This is a genomic window from Pseudomonas fontis (assembly GCF_028656955.1).
GTDB classification, from domain to species: Bacteria; Pseudomonadota; Gammaproteobacteria; order Pseudomonadales; family Pseudomonadaceae; genus Aquipseudomonas; species Aquipseudomonas fontis.
Genome location: NZ_JAMDGY010000122.1, coordinates 1 through 7,657 on the forward strand (window position 1 = coordinate 1; position 7,657 = coordinate 7,657).

Consider the following 7,657-nt stretch of genomic DNA (forward strand, 5'->3'; position numbering starts at 1 on the left):
GAAGGGGGCTACGCCCCCGCCCGTTTAACGACACCTCCGTTCAGCCTCTGGAAGACGGGGCCGGCAGAACACGCTGCCCGGCTTCATTCCTCTTCGCTCGATGCGTCGAGAACTATCGCCTCCAAAGAGGCGTTAGTCGAGATACAAGCCGCTGCCGTGAGGCTGCGCTCGCCTGCATGGCAGGCGCCGCCTTGGGGAGCCCTCACGGGCTCCAGCGCAGCCTGTCGGCAGCGGCTACAAAAGTTGTGCAGCCACCCACAACATTGTTCAATCCAGGCTATCCCGGCAATAGCCAGCCACCATTGGCTCACTCGCAAGCCCCGCACTATTCTTCAGCCATGCCCCCTGTGACACGCTGAGGACCCTTGCGATGAACAAACGCCTACCCAACCTGCCCGCCTGGCAATGGCGCGGCTACCCCAACAACCATCGCAACCCGACCAACCTGGTGCTGCACCTGATCGCCGTGCCGCTGTTCATCATCGGCGCACTGCTGGTGCTGACCGGCCTGTTCGATTTCGACCTGGGCGCCATCGCCGTCGGCATCATCGGCCTGATCGCCGGACTCGGCCTGCAACGCCAGGGCCATCGCCTGGAAGCCGAGCAACCGGAACCCTTCGCCGACCGCAAAGACGCCATGCAACGCCTACTGGTCGAGCAATTCGTTACCTTCCCGCGCTTCGTGCTCAGCGGTGCCTGGTGGCGGGCCTGGCGCGAACGCCACCGGCATTGAACCTCAGGCGAACACGGTGACGGTCTGCCGACTGATCGCCAGCAGCTCGCCATGGGCGTTCCACATCGACGCCGCCACATGCCCGTAACCATCGCGGGCATGCTCGATTTCAGCAACATACCGGCAGGCATCCAGCGTGGTGAGGCTGGCCACCGGCTGGATGAATTCGATGGTCCAGGTCAAGGTGCTGGCCGCCGCCGGGCTTTTCAGGTGTGGCAGCAGGGCTGGCGGCCAGGCATCGACCAGCGCCAGCAGGTGCGCTTCGGTTACTGGTTCTTCGGCCGCATCCCGCAGGCGTACCCAGCCGCCCATCCTGCGCTCCGGCTTGCCGCTGAACGGCAAGCCACCCACCGCCCAGCGCATCGACAGGTGCTTGACGAACTCTGGGGTCACGCCCTTGATGTAGGGCAGCTCCGGGCCGGACTCGGCAAAAGGCTTGATCTCCAGCGCAGGCAAGGCTGCAACCTCGACCACTGAACTGCGCCCCGCACCAAAGCTGCCCTGGATCAGCGTCACCACCTGGCCGTTCTGTACCGCACGGCCCAGCAGCGAACTGACGGCTTTGCCTTCGCGCAGGATTTCCACTTCGAAACTGATCGGTACCAGCGGCTCGGCCGGGCCGACAAAGGTGATGGCCAGCGAACGCACCGGACGCTCCGGCGAGACCTTGGCATGCATGGCTTCATACAGCAGGGCCGCCATCAGGCCACCAAAGCAGGCGCGGCCCTGGGCCCAATCGGCGGGAATGGTCACGGCCTGTGGGGTCTGGCGCACAGCGGTAAGCAGCTGGGAGAAATTCATGCGGACCTCGTCCTGCGAAAAGTCCCACGATGTTACTCAGAGACTCCCAGGCAAACAGCCCGCATTTACGCCAAAACTGCGGCTTATCGGCTGTCCATTGCCCGGAGTAACCGCTCAAGCGTGAGGTCGCCACGTTGTTCCGCCGCAGCCAGCTGCTGCCGCCATTCGGCCACGCACGGCGCCAGGTCGCTATGGGTTTGCGCCTGCAGCAGCCACTGCAAGCGATCGTGCCAGTCGCCCAGGTCGCCCTGTGCGCGCTTGAGCGCCTTGGCCAGCGCAGGCTTCAAACGCTCCAACTGCGGGTAGGCTTCGGCGCCATAACGCACGCGCTTGATCAGCAAACGCAGGCGATGGCGGTCGTGGCCGGGGTCATGAATCGCCTGGTCGAGGCGCTTCCATTGCTTGCCCAGGCGCTTTTCCACGCGCTGGCGCAGGCGTTGCGTCAAACCTTCACGCTGCGCTGCGCGCAGGAACATCGGGAAGGCATCGACAATCGCCAGCAAGCGTGCCAACTGCGGGCTGGCCGCGACGCGGGCAAAGGCTCGGCCACTGTGATCGAGGCGCTGCTCGGCGGCGTCTGCCTGGCCATGCTTGAGCAGGTAGGCCGCCAGCACTTCGCGGTCACGCAGCGGCGTGGTCAACTGCCCTACCTGTGCCGCGGCCTGCTCAAGCTGATCGACCCCCGGCAAGTCACTCAATGGCCGCAGCAAGCTGCGCAAGCGCCGCACGCTGATGCGCAGGTCGTGCAGCGCCTCGCTGTCGGTATTGGCCGCCAGGCGCGCCTGACAGGCCAGCAAACGGACTTGCTGGGCCAGTACCTGGGCAATCACGGCATCGAGCATTGCCGACATGGCGTTCTCCTCGGTCAACGACCGGCGCGGGATTCACGGATGTAGAAGCGGGCTTTTTCGGCCTTGCTGCTACAGCCCTCGAAGGCTTCGAATTGTTGTTGGGTCTTGGCGCCGGTCAGCAGTGACAGGGCCTTGGAATAGCTGACGGTGCCGGCAAAGCCTTCGGCCTTGGCCAGGTCGAGCTCCTTCCAGGCGGAATCCAGCTGCGTGGCACAGCTGTCGCGGTAGGCCGTCTTGCCTGCACATCCGGTAAGGGCCAGGGCGATCAGGGGCACGTAGATCCAGGCTTTCATCAGTGATTCCTCGAGGAGTAAATGTTCTAGGTGGCGACTTCGACGACGCAAAACCACAAAAGTGCCCTGCACAGCGTAGCGCAGGGTACGGGGCGATTGAAGCACAGCCATGAATGGGTGCATTGTTAGACCATTGACGGGTCTACCGCCACGGGGAATGGATCATGAGCAAACGCGTTGCACTGGTGCTGGGCTCGGGCGGTGCCCGAGGGTATGCACACATCGGGGTGATCGAGGAGCTTGAGCGACGCGGCTACGACATCGCCTGTATTGCCGGCTGTTCCATGGGTGCGGTGATCGGCGGGATCTACGCGGCCGGCAAGCTGGACGAGTACAAGAACTGGATCGAGAGCCTGGACTACCTCGACGTGCTGCGCCTGGTGGATGTGAGCTTCCGCCTGGGGGCGATCCGTGGCGAGAAGGTCTTCGGGCAGATCCGCAAGATCGTCGGCGAGATCAATATCGAAGAGTTGCGCATCCCCTACACCGCCGTCGCGGCAGACCTCACCAATCAGCAGGAAATCTGGTTCCAGGAAGGCTGCCTGCACCAGGCCATGCGTGCCTCGGCGGCGATCCCGAGCCTGTTCACCCCGGTGGTGCAGGGCAACCGGATGCTGGTCGATGGCGGCATTCTCAACCCGTTGCCGATCATCCCGGTGGTGTCCAGCCACTGCGACCTGATCATCGCGGTGAACCTCAACTCCACCAATCAGAAGCACTATCAACTGCCGGTGATCGAGCGGCCGGCGGCGTTCAAGTTGCGTTTCAACAACCTGATCAGTTCGGTGGGCTCGCACTTGCCGTTCCGGCGCAAGCCGGCTGAAGAATTGATGCGCCTGGACCGGGAACTGCAGCCGGATGCGGCGCACATTCCCAACCCATGGCTGAGCGATGCCGCCGCGCCTGAGGCCCAACAACCGCAGGCTGCGCCGGAACGTGAAGGGGCGCCCAGGTCGGCGACCGGGTCGTTCATCATCGACAACGTCGGGCCGGCGTCGCTGCTGGATTTGATCAACCAGAGCTTCGAGGTGATGCAGACCTCGTTGGCGCAGTACAAGATTGCCGGGTATCCACCGGACATCCTGATCAACGTGCCAAAACGGGTGTGCCGGTTTTTCGAGTTCTACAAGGCCCCGGAGCTGATCGCGCTGGGGCGGGAGATTGCCCGGGATACGCTGGACAACTATGAGGCGGAACACAAGTAGCCGCTGCCGGCAGGCTGCGCTGGAGTCCGTGAGGGCTCCCAAAAGCCGCGCCTGCTGTGCAGGCGAGCGCAGCCTGACGGCAGCGGCTACAGGGGCGCGGCGTTGTTAAGCTGGCCCGATCAGGCGATAGCCCACCCCAGGCTCGGTCACCAGAAAGCGCGGCGCCGTCGGGTCATCACCCAGCTTCTGGCGCACATGCGCCACCACGATGCGCAGGTAATGGCTGTCCTCGACATGGGTCGGCCCCCAGATGTCCTTGAGCAACTGCTGCTGGGTAATCACCCGCCCCGGATGGCGCGCCAACTGCGCAATCAACGCATACTCCTTGCGCGTCAACGCCACCTCCTGCCCCTCCAGCGTCACCCGCCGATATGCCAGGTCCACGGTCAACGGCCCGAAGCTCGGTGCGGTTTCCTCGGCCACGCTCTGCGGCACCTGGCGCAACAACGCACGCACCCGCGCCAAAAACTCCTGGATGCCGAACGGCTTGGTCACATAGTCATTGGCGCCGCCATCCAGCGCCTCGACCTTCTGCACTTCACTGGCGCGCACCGACAACACCAGCACCGGCACCTGGCTCCACTCGCGCAATTCGCGCAGCACCTGTTGCCCGTCCATGTCCGGCAAGCCGAGGTCGAGCACCACCAGGTCCGGGCGCCCCACCGCCGCCTGGCTCAGGCCCTCGCCACCGGTAGCGGCCTCAAGCACCTTGTAGCCCTGGGACACCAGGCTGATACGAAGAAATTTACGGATCTGCGGTTCATCGTCGATGACCAGCACGGTCGCAGTCAGGCTCATGGGGTCTCGCTGTCCATTTCGGGTTGGGCCGGAAGCGGCAAGCATAGTGTGATGCAGGTGCCCTGGCCATCAATGCCGTCATCCACGCGGATATGCCCGCCATGGGCGCCGATCATGCCCTGACAGATCGCCAGCCCCAACCCCGTGCCCTGCCCGCCCCGGTCACCCTGGGTGGCGGTGTAGAACATGTCGAAGATCCGCTCGCGATCCTGCAGGGCGATACCCGGCCCCTGGTCGGCGACGGCAAAGCTCAGCTCGTCCTGCGCCACCGATACGCTCAACTCCAGGCGCCCTTGCGCCGGCGAGAAGCGCGCGGCGTTCTCCAGCACATTCACCAGCGCCTGCTCGATCAGCGCTGCATGCACGTAGAGCAGCGGCAGGTCGGCCGGCACATCGGTGTGTACCTGCAACGGCGCCAGCACCACACGCAGGCGATTCAGGGCGCTGCCGACAATGTCGGTCGGCGCCACCCAGTCGCGCGCCAGCTTGAGCCCGCCATGGCCCAGGCGGGTCATGTCGAGCAGGTTCTGGATGTAGCGGTCCAGACGCTCGGCTTCGTTGCGCGTGCCTTCAAGCAGCTCGCGCCGGTCCTCCTGGGGGATCGCTTCACCCAGCGCCAGCAAGCTGTCGATGCTGCCGCGCATGGACGTCAACGGTGTGCGCAGGTCATGGGACACCGAAGCCAGCAAGGCGCTGCGCAACTGCTCGGTTTCGCCATGCAGGCGCGCTGCTTCAAGCTGGTCGGCCAAACGTGCGCGCGCCAGCGCCTGGGCCAGCGGCTGGCTGAGCGCCTTGAGCAGGCGCCGGTGTTGCGGCGTCAGCGGCTGGCCCTCACGCGGGCGCACGCCGAGCAAGGCCAGGGTGCCGCCCTCCCCCGACAACGGCCACCACCACCAGCGGCCATTGGGCAAGGTGTCGCTGCCAAGGCCGGCGGCCTGATCGTGTTGCCAGGCCCAGTCGGCTGCGGCGCGTTCGTTGTCGCTGAACTGCACCGCGCGCCCACTGACCACCTGCAAACGACCTTCGGCGTCGCGGTCCAGCAGGCATGCCTGAACGTCGTGCCAACCGTCCAGATGCTGGCTGGCAGCACTGAACACGGCCTTGCCATCGGTGGCGGCGGTCAGCTTGCGCGACAGGTCGAGCAACTGGTTGGTCTGCTCCTGGGTTTCGCGCAGGGCCTGGACCTGCCGGCGCTGGCGAGCCGCCAGGTTGCCGGTAAGCGCCGCCATCAGCAGGAAGAACAGCAAGGTCAGCACGTCTTCTTCGCGCTGGATGGCGAACGAGAAATTGGGTGGAATGAACAGGAAGTCGTAGGTCAGGAACGACATTGCCGCGCAGGCCAGCGCCGGCCCCAGGCTACTGCGCACAGCCACCAGCAACACCGCGGCGAGGAACACCATCGAGATGTTCGGCAGCGCCAGCACGCTGGACACCGCCCAGGCCAGGCCGGTGGCACAGGCGGTGGCGACCAGCGCCAAGAGATAATGGCGCCACGGCCATTCGCTGGCATCCACTACCCGGGAAGGTTTCGGCTGGGCCTCGTCGCGGTCGAGCACGTTGATTTCAAGGCCGTGGGACTCGCGCAACAAGCGCGCGGCCACGCCTGCGCCGTAGAAGCGCCGGCGCAGGCGATCGCGGGACTGACCGACCAGCACCAGGCTGGCACGCCGCTCAGTGGCGTGCTGGATCAAGGTACGCGCGACCTCGCCGGCGCGCAGCACCACCACTTCGCCGCCGAGCCGTTCGGCCAGTTGCTGCGCGGCTTGCAGGCGATGGCGGGCGGTTTCATCGCGCAGGCGGCCGTTGTCGACATGCACCACGCTCCACGGCAAGTGGCGACGCTGCGCGACCCGGCTGGCATGGCGCACCAGGCGTTCGGCCTGGGAGTCGCCATCGACCCCGACCAGCAGCCGCCCGCGCAGCGCGGGCGCATCCTGGCCAAGGGTGCGGTAGCCGTGGGCGAGGTCGGCATCGACCTGCGCGGCGGCGGTCTGCATGGCCAGCTCGCGCAGGGCGGTGAGATTGGTCTGGGTGAAGAACGCGTCGATGGCCGCGCGGGCCTGCTCGGGCACGTAGACCTTGCCGTCGCGCAGGCGCTCGAGCAGTTCGCGCGGGGGCAGGTCGATCAGCACCAGTTCGAAGGCTTCCTGCAGGACCCAGTCCGGCAGGGTTTCACGCACCAGCACGCCGGTGATGCCGCGCACGTGGTCGTTGAGGCTTTCCAGGTGCTGGACGTTGACCGTGGTGTAGACGTCGATACCGGCGGCGAGCAGTTCCTGCACATCTTGCCAGCGTTTCGCGTGGCGGCTGCCGGGGGCGTTGCTGTGCGCCAGTTCGTCGACCAGGGCGAGTTCCGGGGCGGCGGCGAGCAGGCCGTCCAGGTCCATTTCCTCAAGCATCACGCCACGGTATTCGCTGCGCAGTTGGGGCAGTTGCGGCAAGCCGCCGAGCAGGGATTCGGTTTCGCTGCGGCCGTGGGTTTCGACCACCGCCGCGAGGACTTTGACGCCGTGGCGCAGTTGGCCGTGGGCCGCTTGCAGCATGGCGTAGGTTTTGCCGACGCCGGGGGCGGCGCCGAGGAACACTTTCAGACGGCCGCGACCTTCACGGGGAAGGTCGGCGAGTAACGCATCAGCGCGTACGGAATCGGTCATGGTTACGGCGTGTCCTTGAATAAACGCGAAGCGCGTACAACCCGTGATAAAGCTCTGCATCAATCTCTAGCGGAACAACTGACTTGCAGCGATCCCTGTGGGAGCTGGCATTGCCAAGCAGGGCCGCATTGCGGCCCATCGCCGGCAAGGCCGGCTCCCACAAAATTTCAAACACATCCGCTCACATCATTTCTTAGGCGGAACAACTGACTTGCAGCGATCCCTGTGGGAGCTGGCATTGCCAAGCAGGGCCGCATTGCGGCCCATCGCCGGCAAGGCCGGCTCCCACAGAATTTCAAACACATCCGCTCACATCATTTCT

At 65.3% G+C, this 7,657-nt stretch carries 7 protein-coding genes; 2 read left to right on the forward strand and 5 right to left on the reverse strand.

The genetic code is table 11. The annotated features are described in order from the left end of the window. The first annotated feature begins 370 nt into the window (after nt 1-370). Nucleotides 371-733, forward strand: coding sequence for an Mpo1-like protein (locus tag M5G11_RS26435; protein WP_273913865.1), 363 nt, complete (start codon nt 371-373; stop codon nt 731-733). 3 nt (nt 734-736) lie between these two features. Here the strand turns inward: M5G11_RS26435 and M5G11_RS26440 are convergent, their stop codons facing one another. The 3 genes from M5G11_RS26440 to M5G11_RS26450 form a co-directional block, all read right to left on the reverse strand. Beyond that, entirely contained in the window at nt 737-1,534 is a 798-nt protein-coding gene (locus M5G11_RS26440) for an acyl-CoA thioesterase (protein ID WP_273913866.1), read from the reverse strand. A gap of 83 nt (nt 1,535-1,617) precedes the next feature. Beyond that, nucleotides 1,618-2,385, reverse strand: a complete 768-nt coding sequence (locus M5G11_RS26445; protein WP_273913867.1) for a CHAD domain-containing protein — start codon at nt 2,383-2,385, stop codon at nt 1,618-1,620. 14 nt (nt 2,386-2,399) lie between these two features. Further along, entirely contained in the window at nt 2,400-2,678 is a 279-nt protein-coding gene (locus M5G11_RS26450; RefSeq protein WP_273913868.1) for a hypothetical protein, read from the reverse strand. Nucleotides 2,679-2,842: 164 nt separating this feature from the next. Here M5G11_RS26450 and M5G11_RS26455 point away from each other — a divergent pair, with 164 nt between their 5' ends. After that, on the forward strand, nt 2,843-3,883 hold the full coding sequence (locus M5G11_RS26455; RefSeq protein WP_273913869.1) for a patatin-like phospholipase family protein: 1,041 nt from the start codon (nt 2,843-2,845) through the stop codon (nt 3,881-3,883). A 105-nt stretch (nt 3,884-3,988) separates the two neighbouring features. Here the strand turns inward: M5G11_RS26455 and M5G11_RS26460 are convergent, their stop codons facing one another. Both M5G11_RS26460 and M5G11_RS26465 read right to left on the reverse strand, forming a co-directional pair. Beyond that, entirely contained in the window at nt 3,989-4,681 is a 693-nt protein-coding gene (locus M5G11_RS26460) for a response regulator (RefSeq protein ID WP_273913870.1), read from the reverse strand. Continuing rightward, nucleotides 4,678-7,335, reverse strand: a complete 2,658-nt coding sequence (locus tag M5G11_RS26465) for a sensor histidine kinase (RefSeq protein ID WP_273913871.1) — start codon at nt 7,333-7,335, stop codon at nt 4,678-4,680. Before M5G11_RS26465 ends, M5G11_RS26460 begins: the two co-directional genes overlap by 4 nt. Nucleotides 7,336-7,657 lie beyond the last annotated feature (322 nt).